The organism is Rubrivivax soli, from assembly GCF_049810355.1.
GTDB lineage: Bacteria > Pseudomonadota > Gammaproteobacteria > Burkholderiales > Burkholderiaceae_C > Rubrivivax.
This window is the reverse complement of the sequence record NZ_CP187368.1, coordinates 5,479,359-5,496,333: the sequence shown is the minus strand read 5'-3', so window position 1 is coordinate 5,496,333 and position 16,975 is coordinate 5,479,359. Positions and strand designations below refer to the sequence as shown.

Below are 16,975 nucleotides of genomic sequence, written 5' to 3'. Positions count from 1 at the left end.
GAACTCGGATGGTGGGCAGCCGACGATGCACGCGCGTCCGCGACGCAGCGATCGAGGTGTCCTGACAGGGGGTGAATAGTTGGTAGCGCGATCGATCGGCCCTGCCTAGATTGGCGACGACGGCCCCCGCTCGTTTGGAAGGGCCGCACCACGCCGTCAGGCGCCAGACCCGGGAGTTCGCGATGCCAGAGATCACAGCCAAGGACGTGGAGGAGGTGGCCGGCTTTCTGGCAACCAACTTCGGCGTTCCAGACACGTTGGCCCGCAAGTACGCCGTCGTGGCGGAGTTCCTGTCGGACGAGAAGCGGTTTGGCAGATCGCTGGAACACGTCGATGCTTGGCTGAGCCGAATCCACGAGACGGCCCTCAAGGAAGGTGCCTACCGCATGGCACCAGGCGACGAGGAGTATCACAAGGACAAGGACTACAACGTGACGAGTCGGCTGCTGAATGCGGCCGCCAACTCGCTGGGTTGGGGAACGGGCGGAAACCTGGTGCTGTCGGGGTTCACGCACCCGCCTGACTTCGTGCGCATCGTGCAGCGCAAGCTGATGTGGAAGGACATGGTCGCCAGCGGCCACGGCGAGTTCACCCACATCATCCAATGGCTGGTCATCTACACGGAGATGGGACCCGAGGCGACAGGCCTGTACGGAGCCTCTTGTGACTACAGTTGCCAAGGAGGCCGGTACAGCAGAGGAGAGAAGAGGTACCTGTGGGACTTCGTGGTGGACTGCTTCCCGGCGCCACCGACGGCAGACTGGGATGCGGAGCCACGCTCAGGAACCGCACGCAGCCCGACCTGCGCAAACGCCGCCATCTTCAAGACGAGATTTCTCGGGGATCGGCTGCGTGACCGCTACCTCCGCAAGGGCTACAAGGTTCCGACCGACGGCTCCGTGACGTACCCGGGGACGGCCAAGCATGGACACGAGAAGCACTTCAAGCCGGGCGTCGAGATACCTGCGGTCTCCGAAGCCAACGACCCGCGCGCAACACGGCACGTGGTCGAGGCCGCCAGGGGCTACAAGGCTCTGCAATCCACGGGCTACAAGGGGGGACCGAACACCCAGCACAAAGTCGAGAAGAGCGGCTTCCTGTTCGCCCGCCCAGACCGGGCTTTGCAGCAAGGTTCGTCGCTCATGATGATCGCGCAGCAGCACGCGTTGCTGTAGCCATGCAGGAAAGGGCCTGGCCGACGCTGCGGGTCGACACAAGCGGTCCGGCTGAAGGCGGCCACCTCTGCAGGTCGGCACCACGATTGGGAAGTGCGCGGTCGTTCGCCCCTCGCCCTCGTTCATCGGGTGGTCCGCCATGGCGACGCCTTCCGCCCGGGGCTGCGGTCCGCCTGTCCGGCGTCGTGGCGACGGCTGACGGTCTTGCACCGTCCAGGACCAGGGCCGTGAAGTCGCGGGCCGCCACTTTCAGCCCTGAACAGGTCGCTGGCGACACGTCCACTCCGAGGCTGCGGCAAGCCCGATACAAGCTTCGGCAACGCGGGACCTCCCCGTGCCGAACGACCTCGAACGATCCCCGCGGCCGCATGCTGTGCCGGGTGGTTGTCGAGGGGGTCGATGCCGCTGAACTCCTCTGTGCGGGCAACGGTGTCGGCAGCCAGCCGGGGCCCTGCAACGCGATCGTCCATGTGCCGCGCGGGGTGCTGAAGGACGCGTCGCGCGCGTCGCCGGTGGATGCGATCCACGCTGCGTCCAGGGGCGCGCGACCGGCGGACGCTGCGCGCCGCCAGGCGACGCCGGTGATCCGCCACGAGGCTTCCCCGTGGAACCCGGATGTGGACGTCCGGCCTCGCATGGCGCATCGAGGGCCGGGCGGCACACGCAAGGGAGACGGCGCCCCGGCGTGCGCAGCCACCGCCACCGCTCAGGCGCCGGACCGCAGGTAGGCGCCGGGCTCAGCGGACAGGCCTGCCTTCGCGTCCCGGCTGGTGATGTCGGCGAGCACCTCGTCACGGCCGTCCGCCAGGGCCTGCAGGATCTGCGCGGCGACGTCTTCCGGGCGGATCTTGGGCGCATGCACGCCGGCGGTGAGATCGGTGTCCATGTAGCCCACGTGAACGCCGACGACCTGCGTCCGCTGGCCGCGCAACTCGTTGCGCAGTGCGTTGGTCAGGGCCCAGGCCGCCGACTTCGAGACGCAGTACGTGGACGCGGCAGGGATGTTCAGCCACGACAGTGCCGACAACACGTTGACGACGGCACCGCCGCCCTGGGCCGCCAGCACCGGCGCAAAGGCCCGCGTCATGCGCCACGTACCGTAGACGTTGGTCTCGAACTCGGCGCGGGCGGCTTCGAAGGCGCCGACGGACAGGGCCGCGGCCCCGCGGGCGATCCCGGCGTTGTTGACCAGGACGTTGACATCGCCGCAAAGCTCCGCCGCCGCAGCGGCGTCGACGTCGCTGTTGACGTCCAGCCGCACGGCCTGCGCGCCCGGCACGCTGATTCGCGACGGATCGCGCGCCGCCGCGTACACCTTCTTCGCGCCGGCGGCCGACGCTGCCCGGGCCAGCGCGAGACCCAGGCCCCGGTTGGCACCGGTGATGAGAACGACCATGTCCTGCAGTTGCATGCCGGGCTCCGTGCTCGATGTTGTGCCTGTGCCGTTGCGGACGCCGGCGCCCGGACACCACCCGCGAGGGCAGCGCCGGCCCGCGCCGCAGGCGCTTCAGCCGCGCAGGCGTGCCGCGAGCGTGGCCACGTGCCGGCCCTGGAAGCGTGCCATCCCCAGTTCCTGCGCGCTGGGCTGGCGCTCGCCCTGGCCGCCGACGATGGTGGACGCGCCGTAGGGACTGCCGCCCTTGATCTCGTCCAGGCCCATCTGCCGCTGCTCGCTGTACGGCAGGCCGACGACCACCATGCCGTGGTGCAGCAGCGTGGTGTGGAACGACAGCAGCGTGCTCTCCTGGCCACCGTGCTGGGTGGCGCTGGACGTGAACACGCCGCCGACCTTGCCGATCAACGCGCCTTTCATCCACAGCGCACCGGTCTGGTCCAGGAAGGTGCGCATCTGCCCGGTCATGCCGCCGAAACGTGTCGGCGTGCCGAAGAGGATGCCGTCGTAGTCGGCGAGTTCATCCGGGCTGGCGATCGCACCGGACTGCTCGAGCTTGCCGCCCACCGCGCGCACGGCGTCTGCCGACATGGTCTCGGGCACCCGCTTCAGCGTGACCACGACGCCCGGCACTTCGCCGGCGCCTTCGGCCTCGGCGCGCGCCATCGTCTCGATGTGGCCGTACAGGCTGTGGTACAGGACCAGGATCTTGGTCATCGGAGTCTCCTCGAGGTTGGTGCACAGACGCTGCCTCGATGCTGCGCGTGCACCCGCAGACGGCACAGTCCCGCAAGGCATGGCTGGCGCTCGGCCGAATGGCCAGTGCCGCAGCGCGACCCCACGGGCCATCCGGGACCCCGCCCGCCCGGCGCAGCCGCCGCACATCGCGGGCGGTGCAGCAGGCGGCCTGCTTCCGGTTCGCGCACCCGGCGTGGGCAACGCCCACCGCCCTCTCCCCGAGGACACACCGGGTCCCTGCCCCGAAGGGTGTGTCGCACGCATGCATCCGCCGTTCGAATCTGCGGTGCTGGTGCCACCGCATGCGGTGGCGCGGCCAACCCAACCACCGCTGCAAGGAGCCCCCCATGAGTCGCACCGCCACCACCACCCCCGCCAAGACCCTGCTGACCCCCGCCGATCACACGCTGGTGATGATCGACTTCCAGCCTCAGATGGCCTTCGCGACCCACTCGATCGACGGCGTGAACCTGCGCACCAACGCCGCGCTGGTGGCCCGCGCGGCCGCCGGCTTCGGCGTCTCGAGCATCCTCACCACCGTCGCCGAGAAGAGCTTCTCGGGTCCGATGTTCGAGGAGGTGATGAACGCCTTCCCCGGCCAGGAGCTCATCGACCGCACGACGATGAACTGCTGGGAGGATCCGAACGTGGTCGGCGTCGTCAACGCGATCGGCAAGCCCCGCGTCGTGCTGTGCGGGCTGTGGACCTCGGTGTGCATCGTCGGTCCCGTGCTGTCGGCCCTCGAGCAGGGCTTTTCGGTGTACGTCATCACCGACGCCTGCGGCGACGTCTCGCCCGAGGCCCACGAACGCGCCGTGCAGCGCATGGTGCAGGCCGGCGCCGTGCCCATGACCGCGCTGCAGTACCTGCTGGAGATGCAGCGCGACTGGGCGCGCGGCGAGACCTACGCGCTGACCACCGGCATCGCCAAGGACTGGGGCGGCGCGTACGGCCTCGGCATCATCTACGCCAAGCAGATGTTCGGCGCGCAGGAGGGCTGAGCGCGCCCTGCGCTGGCCGAAGGGGGTAGCCGCAGCTCGACCATGCGCAGGTCGAGCCACCACCGCACGGGCCTCAAGCTCCGGCAGCATGATGCATCGACGTGACGGCCTCCTCGGGCTCCTGGCACTTGCAGCCGGGGGCCCGTGCCCGGCTCGCGCCGCCGAGGCGCTGCGGCTGCTGGTGGGCTATGCAGCCGGCGGCCCTGCCGACCTGGTCGCCCGGCAGATCGAGGCCTCGCTGCGCGCCACCGCGGGCATCCCGATGCGGGTGGAGAACCTGCCCGGCGCCGGCGGCGCCCTTGCCGTGCAGCGCCTGCTGGCCGGCCGCGACGATGGCTCGACCTGGCTCGTGGGCAGCCCCAGCGACACGATGCTCGCACCCCTGACCAATCCGCAGCTGGGCTACAGGCCGGACCAGCTGCGCCTGGTGGGCGTGGCCAGCGTGGTGCCGGTGGCCCTGGTCTCCAGCGCGGTGCATGCGCAACGTGGCTGGGCCGAACTCGTGGCCGCCGCCGGGCGGGCCGGCCTCGGATTCGGCAGTTACGGCCAAGGCTCCCACGCCCACCTCGCGGGGGAGGAACTGGCCCTGCGCAGCGGGGTGCCGATGCTGCACGTGCCCTTCAGCGGCATGGCGCCGCTGCTGCGCGAACTGATGGCCGGACGCATCGACGTGGCGCTGCTGCCGCTGGCGGCAGGGCTGCAGGACCTGGTCACGGCGGGGCGCCTGCGCCTGCTGGCGATGGCCACCGAAGCACGCGATGCGCGCTTCCCGGACGTGCCCACCGTCGAAGAGAGCACAGGCGTGCGCGGCCTGCACCACCGGCTGTGGATCGGTGCCTTCCTGCCCGCGAGCGCGCGCGAGGCGGCCTGGCAGCGCGCGCAGCAGCTGCTGGCCCAGGTGCAGCGGGATGCGGACTACCAACGCGAGAAGCGCAGGGAAGGCGTGGAGCCCGGCATGCCGATGGATGCCGACGCGGCGCGCCGGTTCCAGGCGGGCGAGCAGGCTGCCTGGGCGCGTCTGGCGGCTCGCTGGCCCGCCGCGACGCGTTGAGCCGCGGCGCTCAGCGGGCCAGCAGCGCCTGCGCCTGCAGCAGATCGGCGCCGTGGGCGTCGCCGCTCCAGGTCTCCAGCAGGTCCTGGAGCATGCCCCGCCCGGCGCCGGGGTCGAGCTGCGCCAGGCTGGTCGCCAACCGCAGCTGCCAGGCGAGCGCGCCCTGCTGCCGCGCCGTGTCCAGCGCCTGCCGCAGGCGGCCGATCGCTGCATCCGTCTCGCACAGCCCCCTGGCCAGGTCGGTCAGCGCCGATGCGCGGCGCACCTCGGGCAGGCACCAGCCGTTGCGGCCCAGTTCGGCGCGCTGCAGCGCATGGCTGTTCAGGAGCGGCATGCCCAAGGTCGCCAGCGTGTCGGCGCGCCCTGGGTGGCGCGCGCACGTGGCCACCCAGCCCCCGGGCTCGGCCGCGGCACTCGTGCGCCAGCGGATCACCGACAGGTACATCTCGCACCAGGTGTGCCAGAACTCGAGCGAGTGCCGCAGCGTGCACGACCGCAACTGCTCGGCATAGGCCTGGGCGCGGATCCTGTCGTCGTTCCACAGCGCGATCGGCAGCGCGGCCAGCGCCAGCGTGATGGTCAGCGAGAAACCGTGCCCCACCTCCGCCGCGCGCTGCACCCCTTCGTGCGCGAGCGCAGCGGCCTCGACCCCGCGCCCCTGCATCCACAGCGCGCGCGCAAGCGGAGCCAGTGCCGACGCGCGGTGGTCGACCTGATAGGCGCTGCCGTGCAGGAAGCGGATCTCCGCGGCAGGTGGCCGCAGCGCCAGCTCGGCCTGGGTTCGTGCCTCCGCGTGGCGGCCCTGCATGTGCAAGGCCAGCGCGAGCAGGCGATGTGCCGTCAAGGTGGCCTGGCGGTCCTCCAGGCCGGCTGCCGCCTGTTCGAAGGCAGCGGCGAACTGCAGGGCAGCGTCGTAGTCGCCGCGCATCATGCGTTCGGTGAACAGGCCCCACAGGGCCCGCAGGCGATCGTGGGCCAGGCCGAGCGCGGTCGCGATCGCCAGGCTCGCCTGCAGCGCAGCGTCGCTCGCGGCGCCGGCGCCGCCGATGTGCAGATGGGCGTGGCCACGCGCCAGCTCCAGCTGCATGCGGCGCGTCGGCTCCGGCGCCAGCGCGGGCAGCACCGGCATCACGGCTTCGAGCTGCTGCAGCGCCTCGTGCACGAGGCCCAGGTGGAACCACAGCGGCGCGGCGCTGGCCACGAGCGCGGCCAGCAGCTCGGGATCGCGCCCTTCCCCGCCGGTCCAGGCCAGCGCGGCGCGCAGGTCGTCGAGCCGCGCGCCGTACCGCGCCCGCCATGCCGCCGCACCCAGCTGCTGCAGTTGCCCGGCCGCGGCGGCCAGTTCGTCGCGCAGCAGCCGCGCATGCCGCCGCAGCACGGCGGCACGCTCCACCGCACCGGCCGCGGCCAGCCGATCGGCCGCGTGCTGGCGCGTCGTGGCCAGGAGCTTGAACGTGCGCCCCTGATCGGCCGGCCCGTCCTCGGCCACCAGCAGCGACTTCGCGACCAGCGCCCCCAGTGATGCGAGCACGGCGCTGGCGGGCAGTTGCTCGTCGGCCGCCAGTGCCACGGCCATCGCCAGCGTGAAGCTGCCCCGGAATGCCGCCAGCCGCCGCAACGCGCGACGTTCGTCGTCGTCGAGCAGCGCATGGCTCCAGTCCAGCGTCGCCTGCAGCGTGCGGTGACGGTCGACCCCGGCGCGGCGACCGTCGCTGGCGCGCTGCAGATGTTCGTCGATCCGCTCGGCCACGCCCCGCAGGCCGAACGCCGCGACGCGCGTCGCCACCAGTTCGATCGCCAGCGGGATGCCATCGAGCCGGCGGCAGATCTGCACCGCCGCATCGTGCTCGGCCGGGTGCGCCTGCAACCAGGCGGGCGCGAGGCTCGCGCGGTCCAGCAGCAGGGCGAGTGCCGGCGCCATGACCGCGGCGCCTGGCTCCGGGCCGCCAGCCGCTCGATCCGGGCCGGCATCCAGCGCCGGCAGGCGCTGGACCCACTCGCCCGCGGCGCGCAGGGGTTCGCGGCTCGTGGCCAGCACATCGACGCCGGCACAGGCGGCCACCAGCGTCTCGGCCAGCGATGCGGCGCCGGCAACGACGTGCTCGCAGTTGTCCAACACCACCAGCAGCCTTCGCCGCTGCAAGGCAGCCACGATCGCGGGCAGCGGATCCCCGCTCAGCACCGGCACGCCGAGCGTGGCGGCCACCGCGGCGCCGACCAGGCCCGCCTGCTCCAGTGGCGCCAGGTCGACGAACACCGCGCCCTGCGCGTAGGCCGTCTGCAGCTGCCTGGCCGCCGCGAGCGCGAGCGCCGTCTTGCCGATGCCACCGGGCCCGACCACCGTGATCAGCCGCCGCTGCGGCAGCTGTGTCTGCAGCTGGGTCAGGCTGGCCTCGCGTCCGATGAGGGACGTGGGCAGCACGGGCAGGTGGTGCACCGAAGCCGCCTCGGGCGCCGGCTGCGCGGCCACGGCCGGACCCGCCTGCGCTCCGCGCACCAAGGGCGCGACGAACCGGTAGCCCTGCCGGGGCACGTTCTCGATGTAGCGCGCGCCGCCCACACCGCATCCCAGCGCCTTGCGCAAGGCGACGAGGTGCACCCGCAGCGCCCCCTCGTCGACCACCGTGCCCGGCCACACGCGGGCCAGCAGTTCGGCCTTGCCCCGCAGATCGCCGGGCCGCTCGGTGAGCACGACCAGGAGGTCGAGCGCGCGGCTGCCGATGCCCAGCACCTCGGAGCCGCGGAGCAGGCGGCGCTGCTTCGGGTGCAGGGTGAAAGGGCCGAAGTGCAGCGGCGGGGTGTCGGTGTCCGGTGTGCGCATCGGTGCGGAGTGGCGAAGCGGTCTCATTGTCGGCATCCCGCACGAGCAGCAACGACGCCCTGGCCAGAAGGACGATCCCGGACCGGCGCGAAGGGCCGACCCCCGCGGCCCGCCTGCAACCCAGGCGCGCCTGGCACCTCGTGTCGAGCCCGATCCCCGTCCGACGGGTCTGTCGCCGAGCCGCCTGCGCGCCGATGCTCGACCACAAGGGCCTCGCCTTCGGGCCCCGCACACGAAGGCCGCCGAGGAGCCGCCATGCACCTGCCCGCCGCTGCCCAAGCCCCCACCGGATTCCTGCTGCGCTTCGAGTCGCTGTTCGACGCCGGCCGTGCCTTCTGCTTCCCCTGCGACGCCCAGGGCCGGGTGGCGCTCGACCTGCTGAGCGAGCGCAGCCGCAACAACTACCTGTTCGCACGCGCCGTGGTCGGCCGCGACTTCGCGCAGCCGAGCGTCGTGCGCGCCTGCTGAGCTTGCTGCGCACCGCCCCTGGGGGAACACCCGGCAGCGCGCGCGGGGTCCGGGCGGCGCCCGGATGCGGGGTGGTGGAGGCCGGCGGCGTGCCGCCGGAGCGGCCCGCAGCGCCGTGGCGCACCATCACGATCCCGGTGCTTCCCGTCCGATGCCCTGGATCAAGCCCGCTCCAGCACCGTCGCGATGCCCTGCCCACCGCCGATGCACTGCGTGGCCAGCGCAAACCGTCCCTGCTCGCGCACCAGCAGCGCGGCAGCCTTGCCGACGATGCGCGCGCCGCTGGCACCCAGCGGGTGGCCGATGGCCAGGCCGCCACCGTCGCGGTTGACGATGGCCGGGTCGAGGTGCAGTTCGCGGCTGCAGGCCAGCACCTGCGAGGCGAAGGCCTCGTGCAGCTCGACCACGTCGAGGTCGCCCACCATCAGGCCCGCACGGTGCAGGGCCTTGCGCGTGGCGGGCACGGGGCCGATGCCCATCACCGCGGGATCGACGCCGACGCTCGCGAAGGAGCGGATGCGCGCCAGCGGCGCCAGCGTGTGGCGGCTGGCGAAGACGTCGCTGGTCACCAGCAGTGCCACCGCGCCGTCGGTGAGGGGCGAGGACGTGCCTGCCGTCACCACGCCATCGGGCCTGAACGCCGGCTTCAGCGCCGCCAGCGCCTCCAGCGTGGTGCCGGGGCGGATGCAGCCGTCTTCACCGACCACCGTGCCGTCGTCCAGCGTCACCGGCACGATCTCGTCGGCCAGCCGGCCCTGGGCGCGCGCGGCGGCAGCCTTCTGGTGCGACCCGAGCGCCAGCTTCTCCTGGTCGAGCCGGCCCACCTTCCAGCGCGCCGCCACGTTCTCGGCGGTCTGGCCCATCGCGATGTAGGCCGCGGTCTCGGCCGCCAGTCGGGGGTGCGGCGAGAAGCTGAATCCGCCCTGCGGCACCATCGTCATCGACTCCACGCCCACGCACAGCACGGCTTCGGCCATGCCGGCCTCGATCTGCGCTGCTGCGCCGTGCACGGCCTGCATCGACGAGCCGCAGAAGCGGTTGACCGTGACGCCGCCCACCGACACCGGCAGCCCCGCCAGCAGGCCGACGATGCGCGCCAGGTTGCTGCCTTGCGCGGCCTCGGGGTAGGCGCAGCCGAGCATCACGTCCTCCAGCAGCGCCGGGTCCAGCGCGCAGCGCTGCAGCAGGCCCTGCACGACCTGGGCCGCCATCGTGTCGGGGCGCAGGCTCGCCAGCCGCCCCTTCTTCGCGAAGTGGAAGGGCGAGCGGCCGTACGCCGCGACCACGGCCTTCATGCGAAGGCCGCCGGGCGGTCCGCCAGGGTCACGAGGCCACGCTGTGCCGCCACGCTCACGGCCTGGGTGCGGCTCGAGGCATCGAGCTTGGCCATGATGGCCTTCACGTGGGCCTTCACCGTGCCCACCGCGATGTCCAGCTGCCGCGCGATCGACTTGTTGCACTGTCCGCAGGCCAGCAGGTCGAGCACCTCGGCCTCGCGGGCGGTGAGCGCTTCGCGGGTGAGGCTGTCGGCCATGCACTGCGCGGTCGACGGCGCCAGGTAGCGCGCACCGCGCGCCACGGTGCGCACGCCGTGCACGAACTCGTCGATGGCGCTGTCCAGCGGCAGGTAGCCGTGCACGCCCTGCTCCAGCGCGCGCCGCACCTCGTGCTCGCGCAGCTGGCCGCACATCACCAGCACGCGCGGCGCGGCGGTGCCGCGCGCTTCCCGGTGTGCCGCGGCGCGGCGCAGGCCGGTCTCGCAGTCGGCGACCACGACGTCGGGCAACGCGGCGCCGGGCCCGACGTCGATGCCGTCGACCGCGACGTCGAAGTCCTCGCTGCGGCGCAGCGCGGTGGCCAGGCCCACCGCGATCAGCGGGTTGGCGTGGGCGACGAGAATGCGAATACGTGTGACTTCGAGCATCTGCATGACAGCCTCCTGGTGGGTTCCGATGCATCCATGATGGCCAGGCAGCCGGGGAACGGCCAGTTATGCCTTGTCAAGCCTTGTCATCGGCGCCCGCCCCTGCCGCCGCTGCAGCAGGCTTAACCGCGCTTAACAGGCGCCTGGCCGCCAGGTGGTCGGCCGTGTCCGCCCCTTCGTCGAACAGCGCCAGCACGGCTTCGAGCCCGCGGGCGGCCCGCGGGCCTTCCCCCATCGCCGCCTGGAGCCGCGCGAGGCTGGTCGCGCAGCGCAGCTGCCACGACAGCGCCCCCTGCCCCGCCGCCACCTCCACCGCCTGTTCGAGCAGCGCGTGCACCTCGGCCGCCGGCGCGCCGGCGGCACGGCGCTGTTCGGCGTCCAGGCGCAGCATCTCGGGCAGGCACCAGCCACTGCGACCGGCCCGCGCACGCGCGCGCAGTTCGTCGTCGAACAGGCAAGGGTTCACGCTGGCCAGCGTCTCCCGCAGCAGCAGGGCCACGCCCGGGCGGTGCAGCGCGTCGCGGGAGGGCGCCTGTTCGCCCAGGTCGTGCAGGTCGAGCAGCAGGCGGTAGGCGCCGGCAAAGGCCTGCCAGAAGTGCAGCGAGCGTTCGTCGGCCTTCTGCTGGAGCAGACCGGTGAGCTCGCGCGCGAGCGCGATGTCGCCGACCCAGAAGGCCACGGGCGCGGCGCCGTTGGCGATGGCATAACAGAGCGACAGCGAGTGGTCGATCGCGATCGCCTCCTGCACCGCGGCGCGCGCCCGAGCCAGCGCGGTCTCGGGCTGGCCGTGCACCCAGCTGATGCGCGCCATCACCGTGAGCGCGGCCACCCGCTGGTCGAACTGGAAGCCGCTGTGGCGCGCGGTGTGGTTGATGGTGAGCGGGTGCTCGAGCACCCGTTCCGCGTAGCTGCGTGCCCGGCGCTGTTCGCCGTGGAAGTGCAGTCCCAGCGCCATCATGCGGTCGTGCGTGAGCAGCGTCGCCACATCGGCGGAGCCTGCCACCTCGACGCCGAAGCGTTCGGCCAGCGCCGCCGATCCCGCGTAGTCGCCGGTGGTGTTGCAGATGAGCCAGAGGCCCCACATGCACCGCAGCTTGTACGGCGTGGCATCGAGCTCCTCGGCGATCTGCAGGGCGCGTCGGAAGCTGGCTGCCATCGCCGGCCCGCCGCCACGGGTGTGCCACAGCGCGTGGCCGTAGGCCTCGCACAGCCGCATCGTGTCCTCGGGGTCGGTGGTCGGGCGCTGCTCGATCGCCGCCAGCGCCTGCTCGGCCAGGCGGCGGTACTCGTCCATCAGCGACTGGGCGAACCACAGCGGCGCCGACCGGGCGGCCAGCGTGATGGCCAGGCTCAGGTCGCCGTCGGCCGAGAAACCCCAGGCCACCGCGGCACGCAGGTCGTCGACCTGCGGCGCCTGCGCCGCCAGCCAGCCCGCACCCGGCGCCGCGCCGCCGCCGTCGCCCGCTGCGATCAGTTCCAGCACCCAGGCCGCATGCCGGGCCGCAAGCGCATGGGCCTGTCCGGCCCGCGCCACGTGCTCGGCGGCATAGGCCCGCGTGGTCTCCAGCAAGCCGTAGCGGACCTGTTCGCCGCCGATGTCGGCCACGACCATCGACTTGCCCACCAGGCCGGCCAGCGCCTCGTCGACGTCGACGTCGTCGCCCGCGAGCGCCTGCGCGGCACCGCGCGTGAAGGGGCCGCGGAACAGCGACAGCCGCGGCAGCAGCGCCTGCTCGGCCGGTGTCAGCAGGGCATGGCTCCAGTCCAGCGTGGCGCGCAGCGTCTGGTGGCGCGGCATCGCGGTGCGGCGGCCCCGCGAGAGCATCGACAGGTGCGCACCGAGCTGCTCGGCCAGGCCGCGCAGCCCGAACTGCTCGACCGCCGCCGCCGCCAGCTCGATGGCGAGCGGGATGCCGTCGAGCCGCCGGCACAGTTCGACCACCAGCGGCGCGTCCTCGTCCCGCAGCGCGAAGCTGCCCGAGCCTGCCGCCGCGCGCTCGACGAACAGCTGGACCGCCGGCGAACCCAGGGCCTCGGCCAGGTTGCCGCCCTGCCCGGGCACGGGCAGCGAGGGCAGCCTGTGCACCCACTCGCCGCGGATGCGCAGCGCCTCGCGGCTCGTGGCCAGCAGCCGCAGGCCGGGGGCCTGCAGCAGCAGGTGCTCGGCCAGTTCGGCCACCGCGCCCACCAGGTGCTCGCAGTTGTCGAGCACCAGCAGCAACCGCTCGCGCGTGCGCAGGAAGTTGGCCAGCGCGTCGAGCGGGCTCGCGGCCGGCAGCACCAGGCCCAGGGCCGAGGCCACCGCGGCCGGCACCAGCTGGCCGTCCTCCAGCGCCGCCAGCTCGACGACCACGGCGGGGCCGCCGTCCGCACCTTCGCCCGCGGCGCGTGCGAGCGCCATCGCCACCGTGGTCTTGCCGATGCCGCCGGCACCGACGATGCTCACGCAACGGTGTTCGCGCAGGCGCTGCGCCAGCTCGGCCACCACCGCGTCGCGCCCGATCACGCGCGTCAGCGAGACCGGCAGCGCGTGGCGCATGCCCGAGGCCGGCGCCGCCGGCGGCACCGGCCCGCCCGAGGGCGGCACGGCATCGGGCACGGCGTGCGACTCGACGGGCGCGACGAAGCAGTAGCCCCGCAAGGGCACGTTGCTGATGTAGCGCTGCCCCTGGTGCCCTTCGCCCAGCGCCTTGCGCAGGGCGGCGATGTGCACGCGCAGGCTGCCGTCCTCGACCACCCGGTTCGGCCAGGCAGCGGCCAGCAGCTCGGCGTTGGGGACGACCTCGCCCGCCCGCGAGACCAGCAGCACCAGCAGGTCGAAGGCGCGGCTGCCCAGCCGCAGCGGCTGCCCGGCTTCGAGCAGCACGCGCTGCGCCGGCAACAAGGTGAAGGGGCCGAAGCGAAGTTCCATCCGGACTGCACTGTGCAGCCCGGCCGGTCGGCGCGGAACCCCAGTGCGGCCGGTTGCGCCTCTCTCCTTGGAGGTAGAGGCGGACTGCGCTGGAGCCGGTCGACGGCACCGGCTCCCTCCGGCTTCCGTCAGGTCAGAAGCTGGAAGGCGCCACGTACGGCATGCTCCACAGCGTCACCTGCAGCGTCACCGACTTGAACCAGGCCGCGTGCATCGCCTCCACCTGCGCCGGTGCATGGCCCTTCCTGGCGAGGAAGGGCTTGATCGTCGCGGTGATCGGGACGATGAACGCGATCAGGTAGCGCAGGTGGATCGCCGCCGCCGCGGAGCTGACGCCGTCCGTGCGGTTCTTCTTCGCGCTCGTGTGGCGCAGGCCGATCTCGTACTGGTAGTCGAGCCAGTCGCGGTCGTAGCGCGCGGCGCAGGTGTCGCGGATCCACTGCCCGAAGCGGCGGCGCACGCCCGCCAGGTACTCGGGGTTGGGCTTGCCGTCGGCGCCGCTGAAGTAGTGCACCAGGTGCGCGTTGCCGCCGACGAAGCCGTACCAGACGTCGAGCACGTCCTCGACCTGGTCAGCCAGCACCTCGCCGGCGAGCTGCAGCTGCTTCAGGTCATCGTCGCCCAGCAGCACGGTCTGCTTGAGCAGCGCGAACTCCTCGTCGCCGAGCGGCGAGCGGGCAACGGCGGAGGTGGCATGGGTGTAGCCGGGGATCGGGGTCGAAGGCATGGCGCGTGGCTCCTGCGGTGGGTGGAGCGGGTCATGCTAGGAAGCGGTCCCGCCCTGGGGATCGCCCTCACGGGCAGGCGCCGCCTAGGCCGTTGGGTCAACGGCGTGCCCGAGCGCCCGGCCGGCCCGCTCAGGCCAGCCGGCGCTCCGCGCCGCCCTGCCGCCGCGCATGCAGCCGCCACAGTTGCACCGCAACGCCGAGCACGAACAGCAGGAACATCACGCCCACCGTCTTCTCCAGGTTGGGGTCCTCGGGGCTGCTGAACAGCGGCGCGCCCAGCGGGAACCGGGTGAAGGTCTCGGTGGTGCCCGGGATCCAGTGGAAGAAGTAGGCCAGCGAGTAGGCCACCGTCGCGATGTAGGGCGAGAAGCGGCCGGGCGCCGCGCCGCGCTCGGCCCACACGGCCGTCGCCAGCACCGCCAGCGTCGCGATGCCGAGCGCGTGCGCGACGTTGAAGCCCCCCCGCTGGAAGATGCCGAAACCGCTCACGCAGGTGATCAGCGTGGTCCACACGAAGAGCTGGCCGGCCCGCGTGCGTGAAGAGATCGCGCCATCGCGGAAGAAGCACAGGGCGCCGGCAACGAGCGCGACGAGCCCGATCAGCGTGTGCAGGGAGCCGAGGTTGGTGAGTCCGAACATGAGAGTCTCCTGGATACCGCAGGCGGCGGCGACGTCCGGGATGCTGGCGCCCGCGCGGGCGCGCGCCATCGACCTGAGGGGCTACCGCGAGCTTGCCCTTGCGACACCCATGCTCACGATGCCGGCGGTCGGGCAGGCGCGATCGCGGCCACCAGGCGCCGGTCGTGCGCGCCGTCGGCGGCGTGCAGCGCGCGGGCCTGCGCCGCGGCCATCGGCACGCCGGGCTCGCTGCTCTCGCTGCGCTGGATGCGCTGGAACCCGGGATCGTTCTGCGCCATGGCCAGCGCGGCCGCGACGCGCTCCCAGGTGGCTTCGGGCACGCCCGCGGGCAGGAAGATGCCCACCCACAGCCGCTGGCGGAAGCCGCTCGTGCCCAGCGCCTCGTCGAGCGTCGGCACGTCGGGAAAGTTCGGGTCGCGCTGCGCGGAGGCGATGGCGTGCAGGCGCAGGCGCCCCTGCCGCACCCACTCGGCGACGCTGGCCGCCATGGGCACGACGGCCAGCGCGACCCGCCCCGCGATCAGTTCGCGCAGCAGCGGCGCCATGCCGGCATGGGACACGTGCAGCAGCGGTGTCGCGGTGCGCTGCGCCAGGTCCGCGGCCATCAGGTGCGCGACCGAGCCATGGCCGAAGTTGCCGACACCCGGGGCCGCTGCATCGGGCCGGCGTGCTGCCTCCAGCAAGCCAGGCCGTCCGGCCTGCGCAGGGGGCGCCCGGGCCTGCCAGCACCATCGCCGCGCCGGCGGCGATGCCCACCAGTCGCAGCTGCTCGGGCCTGTGGCCGAGCGCGGGATGGAGCAGCGGCGCAACGATGGCCTCGCTGATCGTGCCCACGAGCCACTGCGAACCGTCGGCAGGACCGGCCAGCAGGCGCTGCACCGCCAGGCCACCGCCGGCGCCGGGCTGGTTGTCCACCACCGGCGGCTGCGGCGGCGCGAGCCGCATGCGCTCCTGCAGGCGACGCGCCACGACATCGGCGGCGCCGCCGGGCGGGTCGGCCACGACGAGACGGACGATGTCGGCCGCCCGCAGCCCGGGTGGCAGGGACAGCACGGTGGCTGCGACGCGTGCTGCGCGTCGTTGCATCGGGGCCTCTTCATCCTGCGCTGGGACGGTGTCGACGCCAGTCCTCGGGCCTGCCGGCCTCATGCCCCTGCGGGCCGGCACCGGGCCCTCCGTCGGAGAGAGCGGCCCCGGCGCCGCGGCTCCGGGCCGAGGCGCCGCTCGGCCCAAGGAAGGAGTCGCGCCCAGTGCGTGCGTGCGAGCGCCCGGCGACCTGGACGGGCGATGCGGCACAGCGCCGCCAAACCGATGCTGCAGGCCATCCCACCGACGACCCGAGGCTCCCGATGAAGCGCCTGCCCCACCTGCTGGCCCGACTGGCCGCGCTGCCGCTGTGCACCTTGCCCGCCGCAGCCTCCGAGCCATCGCCACGATCGGCCTGGCTGCCCGACGGCGGGTTCGTGCAGGCCGGCGTGGCGGAGACGGCGCGCACGCTCACCATCGGCGCCACCTGGGCCTGGTCGTGGCGGCGCCCCTGGGCCGGTGGGCAGCTGGGTGGCTACTGGGAAGCGTCGTTCGGCCGCTGGGCCAGCGACCTCGAGGACGGGCGCGGCAGCACCGCCTGGGTGACGCAGCTGGGCGTGACGCCGGCACTGCGCTGGTCCCCCGACGGCGCCCGCTGGTTCCTGGAGGGCGGCATCGGCGCCAACCTGCTGCTGCCGATCTACCGCAGCAAGGACAAGCGCTTCAGCACGCGCTTCAATTTCGGTGACCACCTGGCCGTGGGCTGGCGCCTGGGGCAACGCCACGAGCACGAGCTGGCGCTGCGCATCCAGCACTACTCCAATGCGGGCATCCGGCGCCCGAACCCCGGCGAGGACTTCCTGCAGCTGCGCTACACACGCAGCCTGTGACCCGGCACGCTCAGGGCGGACGCGCCGCCGGCAGAGCCAGCACGACGAGCAGCGACACGGGCACGCGCGGCGCCGCGAAGCCGACGTGCAGGCAGCCGAAGCCGCCCGCGATGGCACCCAGGGCGAAGGCGGTGGCGGTCAGCGCGGGCGCGCCCAGGCGGCCGGGCGCCACGGCGGCGCCGGCGCCCGCCAGGTGATCGACGACATGCA

At 73.1% G+C, this 16,975-nt stretch carries 15 protein-coding genes; 5 read left to right on the top strand and 10 right to left on the bottom strand.

Going from position 1 to position 16,975, the window contains the following annotated elements:
- Positions 1–182: 182 nt before the first annotated feature.
- Positions 183–1,175 (top strand): LirA/MavJ family T4SS effector, encoded by a 993-nt coding sequence (locus tag ACPOLB_RS25340; RefSeq protein WP_425258834.1) that lies wholly within the window; start codon positions 183–185, stop codon positions 1,173–1,175.
- Positions 1,176–1,881: 706 nt separating this feature from the next.
- Here ACPOLB_RS25340 and ACPOLB_RS25335 read toward each other — a convergent pair.
- On the bottom strand, positions 1,882–2,586 hold the full coding sequence (locus tag ACPOLB_RS25335) for an SDR family oxidoreductase (protein ID WP_425258832.1): 705 nt from the start codon (positions 2,584–2,586) through the stop codon (positions 1,882–1,884).
- Between the two features lie 96 nt (positions 2,587–2,682).
- Positions 2,683–3,285: an NAD(P)H:quinone oxidoreductase gene (gene wrbA, locus ACPOLB_RS25330; RefSeq protein WP_425258831.1), complete on the bottom strand. Its 603-nt coding sequence runs from the start codon at positions 3,283–3,285 to the stop codon at positions 2,683–2,685.
- Between the two features lie 368 nt (positions 3,286–3,653).
- Between wrbA and ACPOLB_RS25325 the strand changes: the two genes are divergently transcribed.
- Positions 3,654–4,307, top strand: a complete 654-nt coding sequence (locus ACPOLB_RS25325; RefSeq protein WP_425258830.1) for a hydrolase — start codon at positions 3,654–3,656, stop codon at positions 4,305–4,307.
- Positions 4,308–4,395: 88 nt separating this feature from the next.
- The gene (locus tag ACPOLB_RS25320; protein ID WP_425258829.1) at positions 4,396–5,358 is read left to right on the top strand and encodes a tripartite tricarboxylate transporter substrate binding protein; all 963 of its coding nucleotides are present in this window, start codon (positions 4,396–4,398) and stop codon (positions 5,356–5,358) included.
- A gap of 10 nt (positions 5,359–5,368) precedes the next feature.
- On the opposite strand, the gene ACPOLB_RS25315 is transcribed toward ACPOLB_RS25320, so the two are convergent.
- Positions 5,369–8,179: an ATP-binding protein gene (locus tag ACPOLB_RS25315; protein ID WP_425258828.1), complete on the bottom strand. Its 2,811-nt coding sequence runs from the start codon at positions 8,177–8,179 to the stop codon at positions 5,369–5,371.
- Between the two features lie 255 nt (positions 8,180–8,434).
- Here ACPOLB_RS25315 and ACPOLB_RS25310 point away from each other — a divergent pair, with 255 nt between their 5' ends.
- Entirely contained in the window at positions 8,435–8,647 is a 213-nt protein-coding gene (locus ACPOLB_RS25310; protein ID WP_425258827.1) for a hypothetical protein, read from the top strand.
- Between the two features lie 161 nt (positions 8,648–8,808).
- Here the strand turns inward: ACPOLB_RS25310 and ACPOLB_RS25305 are convergent, their stop codons facing one another.
- The 6 genes from ACPOLB_RS25305 to ACPOLB_RS25280 all read right to left on the bottom strand — a co-directional run bounded on the left by ACPOLB_RS25305 (position 8,809) and on the right by ACPOLB_RS25280 (position 15,532).
- Positions 8,809–9,942, bottom strand: a complete 1,134-nt coding sequence (locus tag ACPOLB_RS25305; protein WP_425258826.1) for a thiolase family protein — start codon at positions 9,940–9,942, stop codon at positions 8,809–8,811.
- Positions 9,939–10,577, bottom strand: a complete 639-nt coding sequence (locus ACPOLB_RS25300) for a DNA-binding response regulator (RefSeq protein ID WP_425258825.1) — start codon at positions 10,575–10,577, stop codon at positions 9,939–9,941. The genes ACPOLB_RS25305 and ACPOLB_RS25300 overlap by 4 nt, the downstream gene beginning before the upstream one ends.
- 70 nt (positions 10,578–10,647) lie before the next feature.
- Positions 10,648–13,482 carry an ATP-binding protein gene (locus ACPOLB_RS25295; RefSeq protein WP_425258824.1) on the bottom strand — a complete coding sequence of 945 codons (2,835 nt, stop codon included), beginning with the start codon at positions 13,480–13,482 and terminating at the stop codon, positions 10,648–10,650.
- A 133-nt stretch (positions 13,483–13,615) separates the two neighbouring features.
- Positions 13,616–14,209 (bottom strand): protoglobin domain-containing protein, encoded by a 594-nt coding sequence (locus ACPOLB_RS25290; protein ID WP_425258823.1) that lies wholly within the window; start codon positions 14,207–14,209, stop codon positions 13,616–13,618.
- Between the two features lie 130 nt (positions 14,210–14,339).
- Positions 14,340–14,849 carry a hypothetical protein gene (locus ACPOLB_RS25285; RefSeq protein ID WP_425258822.1) on the bottom strand — a complete coding sequence of 170 codons (510 nt, stop codon included), beginning with the start codon at positions 14,847–14,849 and terminating at the stop codon, positions 14,340–14,342.
- Between the two features lie 113 nt (positions 14,850–14,962).
- Entirely contained in the window at positions 14,963–15,532 is a 570-nt protein-coding gene (locus ACPOLB_RS25280) for a tripartite tricarboxylate transporter substrate-binding protein (protein WP_425258821.1), read from the bottom strand.
- Positions 15,533–16,198: 666 nt separating this feature from the next.
- Here ACPOLB_RS25280 and ACPOLB_RS25275 point away from each other — a divergent pair.
- Positions 16,199–16,765 carry an acyloxyacyl hydrolase gene (locus ACPOLB_RS25275; protein ID WP_425258820.1) on the top strand — a complete coding sequence of 189 codons (567 nt, stop codon included), beginning with the start codon at positions 16,199–16,201 and terminating at the stop codon, positions 16,763–16,765.
- A 10-nt stretch (positions 16,766–16,775) separates the two neighbouring features.
- Here the strand turns inward: ACPOLB_RS25275 and ACPOLB_RS25270 are convergent, their stop codons facing one another.
- Entirely contained in the window at positions 16,776–16,937 is a 162-nt protein-coding gene (locus tag ACPOLB_RS25270) for a hypothetical protein (RefSeq protein ID WP_425258819.1), read from the bottom strand.
- Positions 16,938–16,975 lie beyond the last annotated feature (38 nt).